The organism is Pseudomonas sp. AP3_22 TE3818 (assembly GCF_053628995.1).
Genome location: NZ_JBRJHL010000001.1, coordinates 4891940 through 4909697, shown reverse-complemented (window position 1 = coordinate 4909697; position 17758 = coordinate 4891940). Strand labels below are relative to the sequence as shown.

Genomic DNA, 17758 nt, shown 5'->3' with positions numbered 1-17758 from the left:
AGAACATGCGCATTTCTACAGCACAGTATTACGCCACGACGGCTGCCAACTACTCTCGCAACCTCAATAACGTGATGAAGACCGCCGAGCAGGCCAGCAGCGGCGTCAAGCTTGAGACCGCAGCGGATGATCCGGTCGGCGCGGCCCGCCTTCTGCAACTTGAGCAGCAAAAAGCCATGTTGGGTCAGTACACCACCAACATCAATTCGTTGAACACGGCTCAAGCGCAAGAAGAGAGCGTGCTGGACAGCATCAACAACGTGCTGCAGAAAGTCAGCGAGTTGGCGGTACGTGCCGGTGGCGGTTCGTTGAACGACGATGACCGCAAATCCATTGCCGCAGAACTCAAGCAGTCCGAAGAGCAATTGCTGAGCTTGATGAACAGCAAGGACGCCAACGGCAAGTACATCTTCTCTGGCGCCAGCAACAATACCCAGCCGTTTGTGCGCAACAGTGACGGCACCTACAGCTATCAGGGTGACCAGACTCAGCTGGAGCTGAAGATCGGTGACTCGATGTCGCTGGGCCTTAACGATACCGGCTGGGACGTTTTCCAGCAGGCGATCAACGCCGCTCGTAGCTCGACCACCATGCTCACGCCGCCCGTCGATGACGGACGTGTCAGGCTGTCGCCAGGCCTGGTGAACTCCGGTCCGGCCTTCGATGCGAACTTCCGCGGCGGCGAGCCTTACAAGTTGCAGTTCACCAGCAGCACCCAGTTCGTGATCACCGATGCCACCGGCGCCGACAGGACCGCCGAGGCGACTGGCGGCGGGGTGTTCGACCCGAATGCCAAGGGCGGCTCCGACATCAACTTCCGCGGCGTGACGTTCAAACTGGACATCACCCCCCAGGCTGGCGATAACGCCACCAACATCGATGGCTTCATTGCCACGCACAGTTTCGAGTTGTCGGCCAAACCGGACAGCTTCGTCAGCAACCGTGCCCCGAGCAACGTATCGACGGTTGTGGTGAGCAATGCAGCGGTGAGCAACGCCGCTGATTACAACAGCTTTTTCCCTGAAGGCGGGGCGGTCCTGAAGTTCACCGGTCCCGGGACCTTCGATCTATACGCTCGTCCATTGACCAGCGGCAGCACGCCGGTAACCTCCGGGACCGTGGTGGCCGGCGTGGCGACAGCGGCCGGTGTCGACTTTACCCTGAGTGGCGGCACTCCTCCCGGCGTGCTCAATCCGGGTGATCAGTTCGATATCGCGGTCAATACGCACCAGACCCAGAACGTACTCGACACCATCAGTCAGCTGCGTTCGGCGCTCGACGCACCGACCCAAGGCAACCCGACCGCCCAGCGTTTTATGGAGAACACGGTAGCCTCGTCCATTGCCAACCTGAACAACGGCAAGAACCAGGTCGACCTGGCGCGTGGCGCGATCGGTGCCCGGGGTAACGTGATGGACATGCAGACCGACCAGAACTCCAGCGCCGGCCTGATCAACGAATCGACGGGCAACTCGATCAAGAACGCCGACCCGGCGGAAGTACTGACACGTCTGACCTTGCAGCAAACCATGCTGCAGGCCGCGCAACTGGCCTTCGCCAGGGTTTCCCAGTTGAGCCTGTTCAACAAGCTTTGAGTCGGTCTTGACCGCTCGCGGCCAGCCCTTGTCACAGGGGGCTGGCTTTTTTTGCTTTTTTTGGGGTAGGGCGAGGCCGGACAGGGCGGGATCCGGACCACAAAATCAAATAAAGCAGCGATGTCTGAGTGACCCGTCAGTCAAAACGCGCATCTTCACTGTATCCTGTCTGCGGGCGGTGAAGGTGGCGGGCTGTTCAAGGTGTTGTTCTTGAGCCCCGATGTTGCCTCCTCTGGGGTCCAGGCCCTGACTGTAGACGCCCTCGATTCAGCGAGCGGCGATGTTCAGCTGTTTATTATTGGGAAGCCATAATGATTGGCATAAAAAATATAGCGAGTTACGTGCCGGCAGCCGGGATTGATAATTACGCCCAGGGTGCAAAGTTCGACAAGGACGAAACCTTCATCCTTGGCAAAATCGGTTCTGCGTTTTTGCCGCGCATGGATGCCGATCAGGAAACGTCCGATCTGTGTGTCGAAGCAGCCAATGCGCTGTTCGCCGCCAGTCCAGAACTCAAGCGTGAATCCATCGACTGCTTGATCGTCGTCACCCAGAACGGTGATGAAGAAGGATTGCCGCACACCGCTGCGATCGTTCAGGACAAGCTGGGCTTGCCGACCCATGTCGCTGCTTTCGATATTTCCCTGGGCTGTTCCGGTTACGTCTACGGCATCTATGCGATCAAAGGCTTCATGGAAGCGGCAGGGCTGAAAAATGGCCTGCTGATCACTGCCGATCCTTATTCGAAGATCGTCGACCCGGAAGATCGCAACACCACGATGCTGTTCGGTGATGCCGCTACCGCCACCTGGATGGGCGAAAACGCTGTCTGGCAACTGGGCAAGTCGAAGTTCGGTACCGACGGTTCCGGCGCGCCGCACCTTAAGGTCAGCGACGGTGTGTTCTTCATGAATGGTCGCCAGGTGTTCAACTTTGCTTTGTTGAAAGTTCCTGCGCATTTGCATGAGTTGTTGGATGAGTCCAACTTGCAGGCGAGCGACATCGATGCCTTCTGCATTCACCAGGGCAGTGCGGCCATTGTCGATGCCGTGGCGCGCCGCTTCGAAGAAGGTGAACCGGAGAAGTTCGTCAAGGACATGCTCGAAACCGGTAACACGGTCTCCTCGAGCATTCCGCTGTTGTTGCAGAACCACGTCTTCGACTCCAAGTGGACCCGAGTTGCCATCAGCGGCTTTGGCGTGGGCCTCTCGTGGGGTTCGGCCATTCTCTATCGCGGTTGATTGACGGATTCGACGCTACAAAAACAACGCCCGGAAATTTAAACTTCCGGGCGTTTTGCGTTTTTTCTGACGCCGACTTTCTGGCTCTAAAGCCTTGAAAATAAAGGGCTGGCAAGCTGCCACTAAAAAATTCGAAAAAACCGCTCAAGCAAAGCCTCTTCACGACGATAACTATTACGTAGGTTCTCTAGGCCACACCAGGCGGTTGCCAGGGCCGGAAGCCGCAGTATCCATCCAACGAGGATTTCGTCATGGCTTTAACCGTAAACACCAACCTTGCTTCCTTGACCGTTCAGAACAACCTGAACAAAGCTTCCGGTAATCTGCAAACCTCCATGCAGCGCCTGTCCTCCGGCCTGCGTATCAACAGCGCTAAAGACGACGCTGCCGGCCTGCAAATTTCCAACCGTCTGACCAGCCAGATCAACGGCCTGGGCGCGGCTATCAAGAACGCCGGTGACGGTATCTCCATCGCGCAAACAGCTGAAGGCGCGATGCAGGAATCCACCAACATCCTGCAGAAAATGCGTACCCTGGCTCTGGCTTCCGCGAACGGCTCGCCAAGCGATGACGACCGTAAGTCGAACAACGCCGAATACTCTGCACTGACCGCTGAACTGACTCGTATTGCTACCACCACCACCTTCGGTGGTCGTAACCTGCTGGACGGCTCCTTCGGTACTACCCAGTTCCAGGTAGGCGCCAACGCCAACCAGACCATCAACATGACTCTGGGCGACGTATCGGCCAACAACATCGGCTCCCAGCAGCTGAAAAGCCTGGCGATCGCGCCGAGCGCAACCGGTGTAGCTGGTGGTGCTGTGACTCTCGTTGGTGGTGGCCAGACCGCAAACTTCACCATTACAGCGGGCGATTCGGCCAAGACTACCGCTTCGCAGATCAACAAAGCCGCTGTGGGTGGCGTGACCGCGACTGCCAGCACTGAAGCTCAATTCACTGTCAACAGTGCTGCGATCACTACCAGCGCCAACTTCACCATCAAAGTAGGCACGGGTGCCGCGGTGAGCATGGTGGGTGTGACCAACACCGGTGAACTGGCTGACCAACTGAAATCCAACGCCGCCAAACTGGGCATCAGCGTTAACTACGATGCCAAGGCGGGTACCCTGTCGGTTAAATCCGATACCGGTGAGAACATCACTCTGGACAACGGTGACGCAGACGCAATCGCCGGTATCTCGGTTGCAGCCAAAGACGGTTCCGGTGTCTATGGTGCTCCAGTTGCCGCCCTTGCTGGTCCTCTGCAGATCACTGGCGCTGTTTCCCTGAACTCCGCCAACAGCTACTCGATGAGCGGCGCGGGCGTGACCAACCTGTTCAACGCCGGTACTGCTGCCAGCTCGGTTAAAACCACTGTTGCGGCCACTGACGTTACCACTGCAGCCAACGCTCAGAACGCTATCGACGTGATCAGCCAGGCGATCTCGGCTATCGACTCCCAGCGTGCTGACCTCGGTGCGGTACAAAACCGTTTCGACAGCACCGTAGCCAACCTGCGCAGCATCTCGGACAACTCCACTTCTGCTCGTGGCGTGATCCAGGACGTTGACTTCGCAGCAGAAACTGCTCAACTGACCAAGCAACAAACCCTGCAACAAGCTTCCACTGCGATCCTGTCGCAAGCTAACCAGCTGCCATCGGCTGTACTGAAGCTGCTGGGTTGATTCCAGCGCTTGGTAACTGACGGAAGGGCGCGTTTACGCGCCCTTTTGTTTTTTTCATGATGAGGAGATCAGGCATGGACATGAGCGTCAAATTGAACCAGTCCTATCCCGCGGTTGCCCATCAGGGCGTAACGCCGAATGTCACTGGAAAACCGGAGCAGCCCAAGACTGAAACGCTGAAGGCCTCGAACCCCGAGCCAAAGCGTGACGAGCTGGAAAAAGCGGTTACCGATATTCAGGAGTTTGTCCAGGCTGCCCAGCGCAATCTGGATTTTTCCATTGATGACTCCACTGGCCGGGTCGTGGTCAAGGTCATCGCCACCGAAACGGGTCTGGTGATTCGTCAGATCCCGTCGGAAGCTGCACTAAAACTGGCCCAGAGCCTGTCGGACGCCAGTAGTTTGTTGTTTGACGGCAAAGTCTGAACTGGCATGAATTTTGTTGCTGTCGCTGTTTAAGACGATTCCGGTCAAGAAAACGGCAGCCACTGGATAAGGAGAGAGATGATGGCGGGTACAACGGTCAGCGGTATTGGTTCGAACATCGATACCCAGGCGATTGTTAAGTCTTTGGTGGACTCCGAAAGAGCGCCAAAACAGACGCAAATCAACAATCAGACGCTGAAAGCAACCACCTCGCTGTCGTCGATCGGCAAAATCCAGGCGGCGCTGGATGCCTTCCGTGGGGCGTTGGATAACATGAAAACCACCGCCAGCTTCAGCGGGTTGAGCGGCACGTCCTCCGATGAAAAAGTGGCCACGGTGACCACCGGAAACGGTGCGGCGGCGGGCAATTTCTCGCTGCTGGTCACCCAGTTGGCAACCGCATCGAAAATTTCCACCAAGGTTTACGCCGATGGCGCTTCCGCGGTGGTCAATGCCGGGGCGGTGCCGTCCACACTGAGCATCAAGCAGGGCACTGACACCTTCGACGTCAGCATTCCTGCGGGCGCGACGTTGCAGCAGGTGCGCGACTCGATCAACTCCCAGTACGCGAACCAGGGCTTGAGCGCCAACATCCTGACCGATGCCAATGGTTCTCGAATGGTGCTGACGTCCAACAAAACCGGGGTCGGTTCGGACCTGACCCTGTCGGGCAACTCCGGTCTGGAAACCGGCACCTCGATCCTCGCCACGCCGCAGAATGCCAAATACACGCTTGACGGCGTGGCGATGGAATCGAAGAGCAACACCGTTGCCGACGCCGTGAGCGGTATCACGCTGAAATTGACCGGGGTTTCTCCGGTCCCGTCTGGCGGCGGTGCGGCAACACCAACCACTATCACCGTGTCGGCCGACACTACGACGCTGAAGTCCTCGGTCAAGGGGTTTGTCGACACCTATAACGCGCTGATCAAGGCTGCCAACACCGAAACACAGGTCACGACCAATGCCGATGGTTCGTTGACGACAGGTGCGCTCACGGGCGACGCGTCGCTGCGTTCGTTGCTATCGTCGGTACGTACCGAATTGAACGCCATGGGTGGCACCGGTCAGATGAAATCCCTCGCCCAGTTTGGTGTCGAGACCGATCAGAAGACCGGATTGCTGTCGATCGACGATAAAGTGTTCAGTGCTGCGGCAAAGACCAATGCCGCCGATATCAACGGGATTTTTACGGGCGATACCGGTTTGCTTGCGCGCATGAAGACTGCTACCGACACCTTCGCGCAGAAAACCACCGGGGTCTTTGCCGCGCGTTCGGCGAGCTTGAGCGATAGCCTGAATGACCTGAAGAAGCAGCAGGACTCCCTCGATGCACGGATGGCCAGCCTGCAAACCAGTCTGACCGCCAAGTACACCGCGATGGACTCCCTGGTGGCCAGGCTGCGCGCCCAGAGCGACAGCATCATGACCACGCTCAATGCGCTGAACAATCCCAAAGACAGCTGATTTGGATCAGGCATGAAAAACCCGGGCCGCCTGCAAAGGCAGCGCCAGGGTTTTTTCACGGGAGCGGGTCTGCATTAAAGTTTTGTGTCGACCAGTCGACATAAAGATCAGAGCCTTCCCAATTTCAAGCTGTTGTCTGTCACGAGGTAGAAACATGAACCCCATGAGAGCCCTTCGCCAATATCAGAAGGTCAATTCCCATGCCCAGATCTCTGAAGCCAGCCCCCATCGCCTGGTGCAGATGCTGATGGAGGGCGGGCTGGACCGCATGGCCCAGGCCAAGGGCGCCATGGAGCGGGGCGATACCGCGCTCAAGGGGTTGATGATGGGCAAGGCCGTGGACATCATCATCGGCCTGCGTGACGGCTTGAACCCGGAAAAGACCGACGATCCGGCGTCGCTGCAACAGCTCGACAATTTGTACGCCTACATGATGACCCGGCTGATGGAAGCCAATCGCGATAACAACGCGGCGATCATCGACGAGGTATCGGGTTTGCTTGAAACCCTGAAAAGCGGTTGGGATGCAATTGCCAATCAATAGGCCCGAGGGTCTGAGGATGACGTCATGAGTCAAGCACTGCGGCGCATAGAAGAAACCCGCGAAGCCCTGATCGACGCCCTGGCGGCGCGTAACTGGGACGCGATCGGCGAACTGGATTCGACCTGTCGTGAATGCGTCGACGAGGTGCTCAGTGAAGCGCCGATCGATGAAGACGCGGTGCGGAGCAATCTGGAAGGGTTGTTGGCAGTGTACAAAGAGTTGCTGACGGCGACGATGGGCGAGCGTCAGGCGATAGTCGACGAGATGTCGCAGATCAACCAAGCACAAAAGGCATCAAAGGTTTACCATCTGTTTGGTTAATTGACGCCAGTTAATCCAAACATAGTGCGCCATAAATTTGACTGTGCGCGGTTTTTTGACTTAACTAGTGGCTGGTTCCAGAATTCAGTCGTCTTCAGGCATATCAGGCCTGCAAGCGTTTAGCTTGCCCCAGCATTTTGGGCATTGAGTTGACTAGGGAAGTTGCTATTGCATGTGGCGTGAAACCAAAATTCTGCTGATTGATGACGATAGCGTCCGCCGCCGCGACCTGGCGGTGATTTTAAATTTTCTCGGCGAAGAAAATTTACCCTGCGGTAGCCATGACTGGCAGCAGGCTGTCGGCTCTTTGTCGTCAAGTCGTGAAGTAATCTGTGTCCTGATCGGGACGGTCAACGCTCCTGGTGCACTTCTGGGCTTGCTTAAGACACTCTCGACCTGGGATGAGTTCCTTCCGGTTTTGTTAATGGGCGATAATTCTTCCATTGACCTGCCGGAAGACCAGCGTCGCCGGGTACTTTCGACCCTCGAAATGCCGCCCAGCTACAGCAAGCTGCTCGATTCGCTGCACCGTGCCCAGGTCTATCGCGAGATGTACGACCAGGCCCGCGAGCGCGGTCGTCATCGCGAGCCCAATCTTTTCCGCAGTCTTGTCGGCACCAGCCGGGCGATCCAGCACGTCCGCCAGATGATGCAGCAAGTCGCCGATACCGATGCCAGCGTGCTGATCCTCGGTGAGTCCGGCACCGGCAAGGAAGTGGTTGCGCGCAACCTGCATTACCATTCCAAGCGCCGCGAAGCGCCGTTCGTGCCGGTCAACTGCGGGGCGATTCCGGCCGAGTTGCTGGAAAGCGAATTGTTCGGTCATGAGAAGGGCGCCTTCACCGGGGCAATCACCAGCCGTGCCGGTCGATTCGAGCTGGCCAATGGCGGCACCCTGTTCCTCGATGAAATCGGCGACATGCCGCTGCCGATGCAGGTCAAGCTGCTGCGCGTATTGCAGGAGCGCACCTTCGAGCGCGTGGGCAGCAACAAGACCCAGAGCGTCGACGTGCGCATCATTGCCGCGACCCACAAGAATCTCGAAAGCATGATCGAGATCGGCACTTTCCGCGAAGACCTGTATTACCGCCTGAATGTGTTCCCGATCGAGATGGCGCCGCTGCGAGAGCGCGTCGAGGACATTCCGCTGCTGATGAACGAACTGATCTCGCGCATGGAGCACGAGAAGCGCGGTTCGATCCGTTTCAACTCGGCGGCGATCATGTCGCTGTGCCGCCATGGCTGGCCGGGCAACGTCCGTGAGCTGGCCAACCTGGTGGAGCGCATGGCGATCATGCATCCATACGGCGTGATTGGTGTGGTCGAGCTGCCGAAGAAATTCCGCTACGTCGACGATGAAGACGAACAAATGGTCGACAGCCTGCGCACCGATCTGGAAGAGCGCGTGGCCATCAACGGTCATACCCAGGACTTCACGGCCAACGCCATGTTGCCGCCGGAGGGCCTGGACCTGAAGGACTACCTCGGTGGCCTGGAGCAAGGGTTGATCCAGCAGGCGCTGGATGATGCCAACGGCATCGTGGCTCGCGCGGCCGAGCGCCTGCGTATTCGTCGTACCACGCTGGTGGAAAAGATGCGCAAGTACGGCATGAGCCGTCGTGATGGAGACGAACAGGCGGATGATTGACGCCTGTTTTTCAATCCATTCATTTATAAGAGGTTTTTTTTAGGCATGGGTATTGCTTTGTCCCTCGCAACGTTCCGTTTCACTGACGGTCAGCCAAGCGAGAGAGCACCATGCCCCCATCCGCCCAGATATCGCCTGCCTCAGATGCTTTTGCGGATGCTTTGCGGCAACCGTCGTCCGTAGAGCAGGCGAGCCGGCTGGGCCTTGAGCAGACATTCGCGCTGTTCAATCAGATGTCCAGTCAGTTGACCGATTCCTACAGCATGCTTGAAGCCCGGGTCACCGAGCTCAAGGGTGAACTGGCGGTGGTCAGCGCCCAGCGCATGCAGGAACTGGCGGAAAAAGAACGCCTGGCCAACCGCCTGCAAAATCTCCTTGATCTGTTACCCGGCGGTGTCATCGTCATCGACGCTCAGGGCATCGTGCGCGAAGCCAATCCGGCGGCGTGCGAGTTGCTGGGCCTGCCGCTGGAAGGTGAATTGTGGCGCCACGTCATTGCCCGCTGTTTTGCACCTCGCGAAGACGATGGCCATGAGGTCTCCCTCAAGGATGGCCGGCGCCTGTCGATCGCCACGCGCTCGCTGGACGCCGAGCCTGGCCAGTTGGTGTTGCTCAATGACCTGACTGAAACCCGCCATCTGCAGGATCAATTGGCTCGCCATGAGCGTCTGTCGTCGTTGGGGCGCATGGTCGCTTCCTTGGCTCATCAGATACGCACGCCGTTGTCCGCCGCGTTGCTGTACGCCAGTCATTTGACCGAGCAAGCGTTGCCGGTCGCTACCCAGCAGCGTTTTGCCGGACGTCTCAAGGAGCGCCTGCACGAGCTCGAGCACCAGGTGCGCGACATGCTGGTGTTTGCTCGTGGCGAGTTGCCGCTGACCGACCGCGTAACCCCAGGCCAATTGATGCAATCGCTGCAGGCGGCCGCACTGACCCACGTGCAGGATCTGCCGATCCGCTGGCAGTGCGACAGTCATTCGGGGGAGTTGCTGTGCAATCGCGACACCCTGGTCGGCGCGATCCTCAACCTGATCGAGAACGCCATTCAGGCCGGTGCCGGTCAGTTGCGCCTGAAGATTCACCTCTACACCCGCGGCAATACCCTGCGCCTGTGTGTCAGTGACAGTGGTTCGGGTATCGATACCACGGTTCTGGCGCGATTGGGCGAACCCTTTTTTACCACCAAGCCCACTGGAACAGGTCTTGGCCTGACCGTGGTCAAGGCGGTGGCCCGTGCGCATCAGGGAGAATTGCAGCTGCGTTCGCGGCTCGGTCGCGGCACTTGCGCGCAGGTGATCCTGCCGCTGTTCAGCAACGCTCAGGCAGCGGAGTGACAGAGATGGGCATCAAGGTTCTGTTGGTCGAGGACGACCGCGCGTTGCGCGAGGCACTGGCTGATACGCTGTTGCTCGCGGGGCACGATTACAAGGCGGTGGGTTCGGCGCAAGAGGCACTGGCGGTTGTCGGCGGCGAGGCCTTCAGCCTGGTGATCAGTGACGTCAACATGCCAGGCATGGACGGCCACCAATTGCTGGGCATGCTGCGAGCGCGGCAGCCACAGTTGCCGGTATTGCTGATGACGGCTCACGGTGCGGTCGAGCGTGCGGTCGATGCGATGCGCCAGGGGGCGGCGGACTACCTGGTCAAGCCATTCGAGCCCAAGGCGTTGCTCGATCTGGTGGCGCGCCATGCCCTGGGCAGTCTTGGCCTGGCCGAGGGTGAGGGGCCGGTAGCGTTCGAGCCGGCCAGCGCGCAGCTGCTCGAGCTGGCAGCGCGGGTTGCGCGCAGTGATTCCACGGTGTTGATCTCGGGTGAATCGGGCACGGGCAAGGAGGTGCTGGCGCGTTACATCCATCAGCATTCTCATCGGGCCAGTCAGCCGTTCATTGCGATCAACTGCGCCGCGATCCCGGACAACATGCTTGAAGCGACGTTGTTCGGTCACGAGAAGGGTTCCTTTACCGGCGCCATTGCCGCGCAAGCCGGCAAGTTCGAGCAGGCCGACGGCGGCACTCTTTTGCTCGACGAAATTTCCGAAATGCCCCTGGGGCTCCAGGCCAAATTGCTGCGTGTACTGCAGGAGCGGGAGGTCGAGAGGGTTGGCGCGCGTAAACCGATCACGCTGGATATTCGCGTGGTCGCAACCACCAACCGCGACCTGGCGGGTGAAGTGGCGGCGGGGCGCTTTCGCGAAGACCTCTATTATCGCCTGTCGGTGTTTCCGCTGGCCTGGCGTCCGCTGCGCGAGCGCACCGCTGACATTCTGCCGTTGGCCGAGCGTCTGTTGGCCAAGCACGTCAATAAGATGAAGCATTCGGCTGCCAGGCTGTCGCCCGAGGCTCAGGCGTGCCTGATCGGTTATCCGTGGCCAGGTAACGTGCGTGAACTGGACAACGCGATTCAGCGCGCGCTGATTCTGCAGCAGGGCGGTGTGATCCAGCCGCAGGACTTCTGCCTGGCCGGGCCGGTGGCCTGCGCTCCGTTGCCGGTGTCGGTTGCGGCGCCGGTGCGGCCTGTGGAGGTTGAGTCCGAGTCGGCCGGTGCGCTGGGTGATGACCTGCGTCGCCGTGAGTTCCAGATGATCATCGATACCCTGCGCGCGGAGCGCGGTCGGCGCAAAGAGGCGGCCGAGCGCCTGGGGATCAGCCCGCGAACCCTGCGCTACAAGCTGGCGCAGATGCGCGATGCCGGCATGGATGTGGAAGCGTATTTATTCGCCACCTGACCGCTAGCCCGTGCCCCGGCCCTGTAGGAGCGAGCCTGCTCGCGATGGTCGTTAACGATAACGCGGGGCTTCAGGATAAACACGTCGTTCTTGGGTCCATCGCGAGCGAGCTCGCTCCTACAGAAGATCGCGAGCTGATGAAGGCGTTTTGTTCGGCGTGGCCATGGAGCTGGCACCCTTGTTGCTAACACCTCATAACCCGCCGAGTGAGTGTCAAAAAATTGCGGGTCGTCAAAGAGAGAGACCATGAGCCAAGGTATTGAATTCAATCGGTTGATGCTGGATATGCGCGCCATGCAAATGGATGCCATGTCTGCGCCGAAAGCGACTGCCGTTCCTGAAGTGTCGGGCAGCAGCTTTTCCGACATGCTCGGCCAGGCCGTCAATAAAGTGAACGACACCCAACAGGCTTCCACTCAGTTGGCCAGCGCCTTCGAAATCGGCAAAAGCGGCGTCGACCTGACAGACGTGATGATTTCCTCGCAGAAGGCCAGTGTGTCATTCCAGGCGTTGACCCAGGTGCGCAACAAGCTGGTTCAGGCCTACCAAGACATCATGCAGATGCCGGTTTAAAGGACGAGATTGAGTCATGGCAGAAGCAGTCGCCGATAATGTTCCGGTCAAGGCTACTCCAATAGACGGCAAACCGCCGCTGTTCGGGTTGTCCTTCCTGGAAAACCTCTCCGAGATGACCATGTTGCGTCAGGTGGGCCTGTTGGTCGGTCTGGCGGCGAGCGTGGCGATTGGTTTTGCCGTGGTGTTGTGGTCCCAACAGCCGGACTACCGGCCTCTGTACGGCAGCCTTGCCGGCATGGACGCCAAGCAGGTCATGGATACCCTGGCCTCCGCCGATATTCCGTACACCGTCGAACCCAATTCCGGTGCCTTGCTGGTCAAGGCCGATGACCTGTCCCGTGCGCGGCTCAAGCTCGCGGGCGCTGGTGTCACTCCCAGCGACGGCAACATCGGTTTTGAAATCCTCGACAAGGAACAGGGGCTGGGCACCAGCCAGTTCATGGAGGCGACCCGCTATCGTCGCGGCCTCGAAGGCGAACTGGCCCGCACCATCTCCAGCCTGAACAACGTCAAGGGTGCCCGCGTGCACCTGGCGATCCCGAAGAGTTCGGTGTTCGTGCGCGACGAGCGCAAGCCGAGCGCTTCGGTGTTGGTCGAACTCTATTCCGGTCGCTCCCTCGAGCCAGGCCAGGTCGTGGCGATCATCAACCTGGTGGCGACCAGCGTTCCCGAACTCAGCAAGTCGCAGATCACCGTCGTCGACCAGAAGGGCAACCTGCTCTCGGATCAGGCGGAGAACTCCGAACTGACCATGGCCGGCAAGCAGTTCGACTACAGCCGCCGCATGGAAAGCATGCTCACCCAGCGCGTGCACAACATCCTGCAGCCGGTGCTGGGCAACGATCGCTACAAAGCCGAAGTGTCCGCCGATGTGGACTTCAGTGCGGTCGAGTCGACTTCCGAGCAGTTCAATCCGGATCAACCGGCGTTGCGCAGCGAGCAGTCGGTCAACGAACAACGCACCGCCAGCAACGGTCCGCAAGGCGTGCCGGGTGCCTTGAGCAACCAGCCGCCATCGCCGGCCTCCGCGCCGCAAACCACCGGTGGCGCGACTGCGTCGGCCGGCATGGTGCAGCCAGGGCAGCCTCTGATCGACGCCAACGGCCAGCAAATCATGGACCCGGCCACCGGCCAGCCGATGCTTGCTCCGTACCCTGCGGACAAGCGTCAACAATCGACCAGGAACTTCGAACTCGACCGCTCCATCAGCCATACCAAGCAGCAGCAGGGCCGGTTGAATCGCCTGTCGGTGTCGGTGGTGGTCGATGACCAGGTCAAGATCAACCCGGCCAACGGCGAAACCAGCCGTGCGCCGTGGACCGCCGATGAATTGGCGCGCTTCACCCGTCTGGTGCAGGACGCCGTCGGTTTCGACGCCAGCCGTGGCGACAGCGTCAGTGTGATCAACATGCCGTTCTCCGCCGAGCGCGGCGAGGTGATTGCCGATATTCCGTTCTACTCCCAGCCGTGGTTCTGGGACATCGTCAAGCAAGTGCTGGGTGTGCTGTTCATTCTGGTGTTGGTGTTCGGTGTCCTGCGTCCGGTGCTCAACAACATCACCGGTGGTGGCAAAGGCAAGCAGCTGGCCGGTATCGGCAGCGACGTCGAGTTGGGTGGCATGGGCGGTCTGGATGGCGAGCTGGCCAACGACCGTGTCAGCCTTGGTGGCCCGACCAGCATTCTGCTGCCGAGCCCGAGCGAAGGTTATGACGCTCAGTTGAACGCAATCAAGAGTCTGGTGGCCGAAGACCCGGGTCGTGTGGCCCAGGTCGTGAAAGAGTGGATTAACGCAGATGAGTGATAACCGAGCCGTTGCCGCCAAACTGTCCAAGGTCGACAAAGCCGCAATCCTGTTGCTGTCCCTGGGCTCCACCGACGCGGCCCAGGTGCTGCGCCACATGGGCCCCAAAGAGGTTCAGCGCGTGGGCGTGGCCATGGCCCAGATGGGTAATGTGCACCGCGAGCAGGTCGAGCAGGTGATGAGCGAGTTCGTCGATATCGTCGGCGACCAGACCAGCCTGGGCGTCGGCTCCGACGACTATGTGCGCAAAATGCTCACCCAGGCCCTGGGCGAAGACAAGGCCAACGGCCTGATCGACCGCATCCTGCTCGGTGGCAACACCAGCGGCCTCGACAGCCTGAAGTGGATGGAGCCGCGCGCCGTCGCCGACGTGATCCGTTATGAGCACCCGCAGATCCAGGCGATCGTGGTGGCCTACCTCGATCCGGACCAGGCCGGTGAAGTGCTCGGCAACTTCGACCACAAGGTGCGACTGGACATCATCCTGCGCGTGTCCTCGTTGAACACCGTGCAACCGGCGGCCCTGAAAGAACTCAACCAGATTCTCGAGAAGCAGTTCTCCGGCAACTCGAATGCCTCGCGCACCACCCTGGGTGGCATCAAGCGCGCGGCGGACATCATGAACTTCCTCGACAGCTCGATCGAAGGCCAGCTCATGGATTCGATCCGCGAAGTTGACGAAGACCTGTCCGGTCAGATCGAAGACCTCATGTTCGTGTTCAACAACCTGGCCGATGTCGATGACCGCGGCATCCAGGCGCTGCTCCGCGAGGTGTCCTCCGATGTGCTGGTGCTGGCCCTCAAGGGGTCGGACGAAAGCGTCAAGGAGAAGATCTTCAAGAACATGTCCAAGCGTGCCGCCGAACTGTTGCGCGACGACCTGGAAGCCAAGGGCCCGGTGCGCGTCAGCGACGTCGAAACCGCGCAGAAGGAAATCCTCACCATCGCCCGCCGTATGGCCGAAGCCGGAGAAATCGTTCTCGGCGGCAAGGGCGGCGAGGAAATGATCTAACACCATGGTCAAGAATGATGATGCCCCCACTGACCTGATCCGGGCCAGGGATGTCAGTGGCTTCGATACCTGGGCGCTGCCCAGTTTCGACCCGCCGGAACCCGAGCCGGAGCCTGAACCGGAACCCGAGCCGCCGGAAATGGAGGAGGTGCCGCTGGAGGAAGTCCAGCCACTGACCCTCGAAGAACTCGAAAGCATTCGCCAGGAAGCCTACAACGAAGGTTTCGCGGTGGGTGAGAAGGAAGGTTTCCACAGCACCACGCTCAAGGTCCGCCAGGAAGCCGAAGTGGCCCTGACCGCCAAGATCGCGGCGCTGGAGCAATTGATGACCCATCTGTTCGAGCCCATCGCCGAACAGGACACCCAAATCGAAAAATCCCTGGTCGACCTCGTGCAGCACATCACCCGACAGGTGATCCAGCGCGAACTGGCCATCGACTCGACGCAGATCGAACACGTCATGCGCGAGGCACTGAAGCTCTTGCCGCTGGGCGTGGACAATGTGCGGCTGTACATCAACCCGCAGGATTTCGAACAAGTCAAAGCCCTGCGCGAACGCCATGAAGAAACCTGGCGCATCGTCGAAGACGAGTCGTTGTTGCCGGGCGGTTGCCGGGTCGAGACAGAACACAGCCGTATCGATGCCACGGTGGAAACCCGCGTCGCGCGGGTGATGGACAAGCTGTTCGATCAGCTGCACGAGCAAGCCTTGCACCCGGCTGCGCCGGACCTGAGCCTGGAACTGCCGATCGAAGGCAAGCCTGCAGTCGCTCCGGCTCCGGATGTTCCCGATGCGCCTTGAACGCACCAGTTTCGCCAAACGCCTGGGCAGCTACGCCGAGGCCACGGGGCTGGAGGGCGCACCGATCCTCGAAGGCCGCCTGCTGCGCATGGTCGGCCTGACCCTCGAAGCCGAAGGCCTGCGCGCCGCCATGGGCAGCCGCTGCATGGTCATCAATGACGACAGCTATCACCCGGTGCAGGTGGAAGCCGAGGTCATGGGTTTCTCTGGCAGCAAAGTCTTTCTGATGCCGGTCGGCAGTGTCGCCGGCATCGCACCCGGTGCCCGAGTGGTGCCCCTGGCGGATACCGGTCGCCTGCCCATGGGCATGAGTATGCTCGGAAGGGTGCTCGACGGCGCCGGGCGTGCACTGGACGGCAAGGGCGGGATGAAGGCCGAAGACTGGGTGCCAATGGACGGCCCGACCATCAACCCGCTCAAGCGCGAGCCGATCAGCGAGCCGCTGGACGTGGGCATCCGTTGCATCAACGGCATGTTGACGGTCGGTCGTGGTCAGCGGCTCGGCCTGTTTGCCGGCACCGGTGTCGGTAAATCGGTGTTGCTGGGGATGATGACGCGCTTTACCGAGGCCGACATTATCGTCGTCGGTCTGATCGGTGAGCGGGGTCGTGAAGTCAAGGAATTCATCGAGCACATCCTCGGTGAAGAAGGACTCAAGCGTTCCGTGGTCGTGGCGTCCCCGGCGGACGATGCGCCGCTGATGCGACTGCGCGCCGCCATGTACTGCACGCGCATTGCCGAATATTTCCGCGACAAGGGCAAGAATGTCCTGTTGCTGATGGATTCCCTGACCCGTTTTGCCCAGGCCCAGCGGGAAATCGCCCTGGCCATCGGCGAGCCACCGGCGACCAAGGGCTATCCGCCATCGGTGTTCGCCAAACTGCCGAAACTGGTGGAGCGGGCCGGTAACGCGGAGAAGGGCGGCGGTTCGATCACCGCGTTCTACACCGTGCTGTCCGAAGGCGATGACCAGCAGGACCCGATTGCCGACTCGGCACGGGGTGTACTCGACGGGCACATCGTGTTGTCCCGGCGCCTGGCCGAGGAAGGACATTACCCGGCCATCGATATCGAAGCGTCCATCAGCCGGGTCATGCCGGCGGTGGTGTCGCCGGAGCACATGGCACGTGCGCAATATTTCAAGCAGCTGTGGTCGCGTTATCAACAGAGTCGCGACCTGATCAGCGTCGGCGCCTATGTCGCCGGCGGCGATCGCGAGACCGACCTGGCGATTTCCCTGCAACCGCAACTGGTCAAATACCTGCGCCAGGGCCTCAACGACAGCATCAGCCTGGGTGAAAGCGAAGCGTATCTCGCCTCGATCTTCGCGCCCGCGGCGGGCGGTTAAGCGGTCATGGCCCAGAGTCGGGCAGGCAGGCTGGCGCCGGTGGTGGAAATGGCCGAAAAGGCCGAGAAAACCGCGGTCCAGCGCCTGGGGCACTTTCAAGGGCAGGTTCGCCTGGCGCAAAGCAAGCTCGCCGACCTCGAAGCCTTCCGCCTCGACTATCAGGAACAATGGATCGTACGCGGCAGCGGCGGCGTCTCGGGCCAATGGTTGCTGGGGTATCAGGGCTTCCTGGCGCAACTGGGCACGGCCATCGACCAGCAGCGGCAAAGCCTGGCCTGGCATCAAAACAACCTGAACAAGGCCCGGGAAACCTGGCAGCAGGCATTTGCCCGGGTCGAAGGTCTGCGCAAACTGGTTCAGCGCTATGCCGATGAGGCGCGGGCGCTCGAAGACCGGCGCGAACAGAAATTGCTGGATGAGCTGTCCCAGCGCTTGCCACGGCAGGATCAGTATTGAATCGGGTGGACCGCGTTATCGTTCATCGCGGGCAAGCCACGCTCCCACAGGACTTGCGCCATTTCCAGCCTTGCCCCAACCTCTACCAACTGCTAAACCTTGTACAAGCAGG

16 protein-coding genes are annotated in these 17758 nt (G+C 60.0%); all 16 read left to right on the top strand.

The features are described 5' to 3' along the window. The first annotated feature begins 5 nt into the window (after positions 1-5). Positions 6-1595, top strand: a complete 1590-nt coding sequence (locus AB7M25_RS22410; RefSeq protein ID WP_454238006.1) for a flagellar hook-associated protein 3 — start codon at positions 6-8, stop codon at positions 1593-1595. Positions 1596-1906: 311 nt separating this feature from the next. Beyond that, complete coding sequence (locus tag AB7M25_RS22405; protein ID WP_104449921.1) at positions 1907-2836, top strand: ketoacyl-ACP synthase III; 930 nt, start codon at positions 1907-1909, stop codon at positions 2834-2836. A 251-nt stretch (positions 2837-3087) separates the two neighbouring features. Further along, positions 3088-4521, top strand: coding sequence for a flagellin N-terminal helical domain-containing protein (locus AB7M25_RS22400; protein WP_116580341.1), 1434 nt, complete (start codon positions 3088-3090; stop codon positions 4519-4521). Positions 4522-4595: 74 nt separating this feature from the next. Next, the gene (locus AB7M25_RS22395; protein WP_429385779.1) at positions 4596-4946 is read left to right on the top strand and encodes a flagellar protein FlaG; all 351 of its coding nucleotides are present in this window, start codon (positions 4596-4598) and stop codon (positions 4944-4946) included. An 81-nt stretch (positions 4947-5027) separates the two neighbouring features. Further along, positions 5028-6413 carry a flagellar filament capping protein FliD gene (fliD, locus tag AB7M25_RS22390; protein WP_429516901.1) on the top strand — a complete coding sequence of 462 codons (1386 nt, stop codon included), beginning with the start codon at positions 5028-5030 and terminating at the stop codon, positions 6411-6413. Positions 6414-6567: 154 nt separating this feature from the next. Next, positions 6568-6957 (top strand): flagellar export chaperone FliS, encoded by a 390-nt coding sequence (gene fliS / locus AB7M25_RS22385; protein WP_258684864.1) that lies wholly within the window; start codon positions 6568-6570, stop codon positions 6955-6957. Between the two features lie 24 nt (positions 6958-6981). After that, positions 6982-7278, top strand: a complete 297-nt coding sequence (gene fliT / locus AB7M25_RS22380; protein ID WP_077045766.1) for a flagellar protein FliT — start codon at positions 6982-6984, stop codon at positions 7276-7278. A 172-nt stretch (positions 7279-7450) separates the two neighbouring features. Then, on the top strand, positions 7451-8926 hold the full coding sequence (locus AB7M25_RS22375; RefSeq protein WP_102699435.1) for a sigma-54 dependent transcriptional regulator: 1476 nt from the start codon (positions 7451-7453) through the stop codon (positions 8924-8926). Between the two features lie 128 nt (positions 8927-9054). After that, positions 9055-10260, top strand: a complete 1206-nt coding sequence (locus AB7M25_RS22370) for a sensor histidine kinase (protein WP_454238377.1) — start codon at positions 9055-9057, stop codon at positions 10258-10260. Between the two features lie 5 nt (positions 10261-10265). Continuing rightward, positions 10266-11651 carry a sigma-54-dependent response regulator transcription factor FleR gene (fleR, locus tag AB7M25_RS22365; protein WP_429385785.1) on the top strand — a complete coding sequence of 462 codons (1386 nt, stop codon included), beginning with the start codon at positions 10266-10268 and terminating at the stop codon, positions 11649-11651. A 246-nt stretch (positions 11652-11897) separates the two neighbouring features. Then, complete coding sequence (gene fliE / locus AB7M25_RS22360; protein WP_007975335.1) at positions 11898-12224, top strand: flagellar hook-basal body complex protein FliE; 327 nt, start codon at positions 11898-11900, stop codon at positions 12222-12224. Positions 12225-12240: 16 nt separating this feature from the next. Then, a complete protein-coding gene (gene fliF, locus AB7M25_RS22355) occupies positions 12241-14028 on the top strand; it encodes a flagellar basal-body MS-ring/collar protein FliF (RefSeq protein WP_429385787.1) in 1788 nt (595 codons plus the stop codon). Next, on the top strand, positions 14021-15040 hold the full coding sequence (gene fliG, locus AB7M25_RS22350) for a flagellar motor switch protein FliG (RefSeq protein WP_085723353.1): 1020 nt from the start codon (positions 14021-14023) through the stop codon (positions 15038-15040). The genes fliF and fliG overlap by 8 nt, the downstream gene beginning before the upstream one ends. A 4-nt stretch (positions 15041-15044) precedes the next feature. Further along, positions 15045-15842, top strand: a complete 798-nt coding sequence (gene fliH / locus AB7M25_RS22345; protein WP_429516855.1) for a flagellar assembly protein FliH — start codon at positions 15045-15047, stop codon at positions 15840-15842. Beyond that, entirely contained in the window at positions 15832-17190 is a 1359-nt protein-coding gene (gene fliI / locus AB7M25_RS22340; RefSeq protein WP_429385789.1) for a flagellar protein export ATPase FliI, read from the top strand. Before fliH ends, fliI begins: the two co-directional genes overlap by 11 nt. A 6-nt stretch (positions 17191-17196) precedes the next feature. After that, positions 17197-17646, top strand: coding sequence for a flagellar export protein FliJ (gene fliJ, locus AB7M25_RS22335; RefSeq protein WP_015096248.1), 450 nt, complete (start codon positions 17197-17199; stop codon positions 17644-17646). Positions 17647-17758 lie beyond the last annotated feature (112 nt).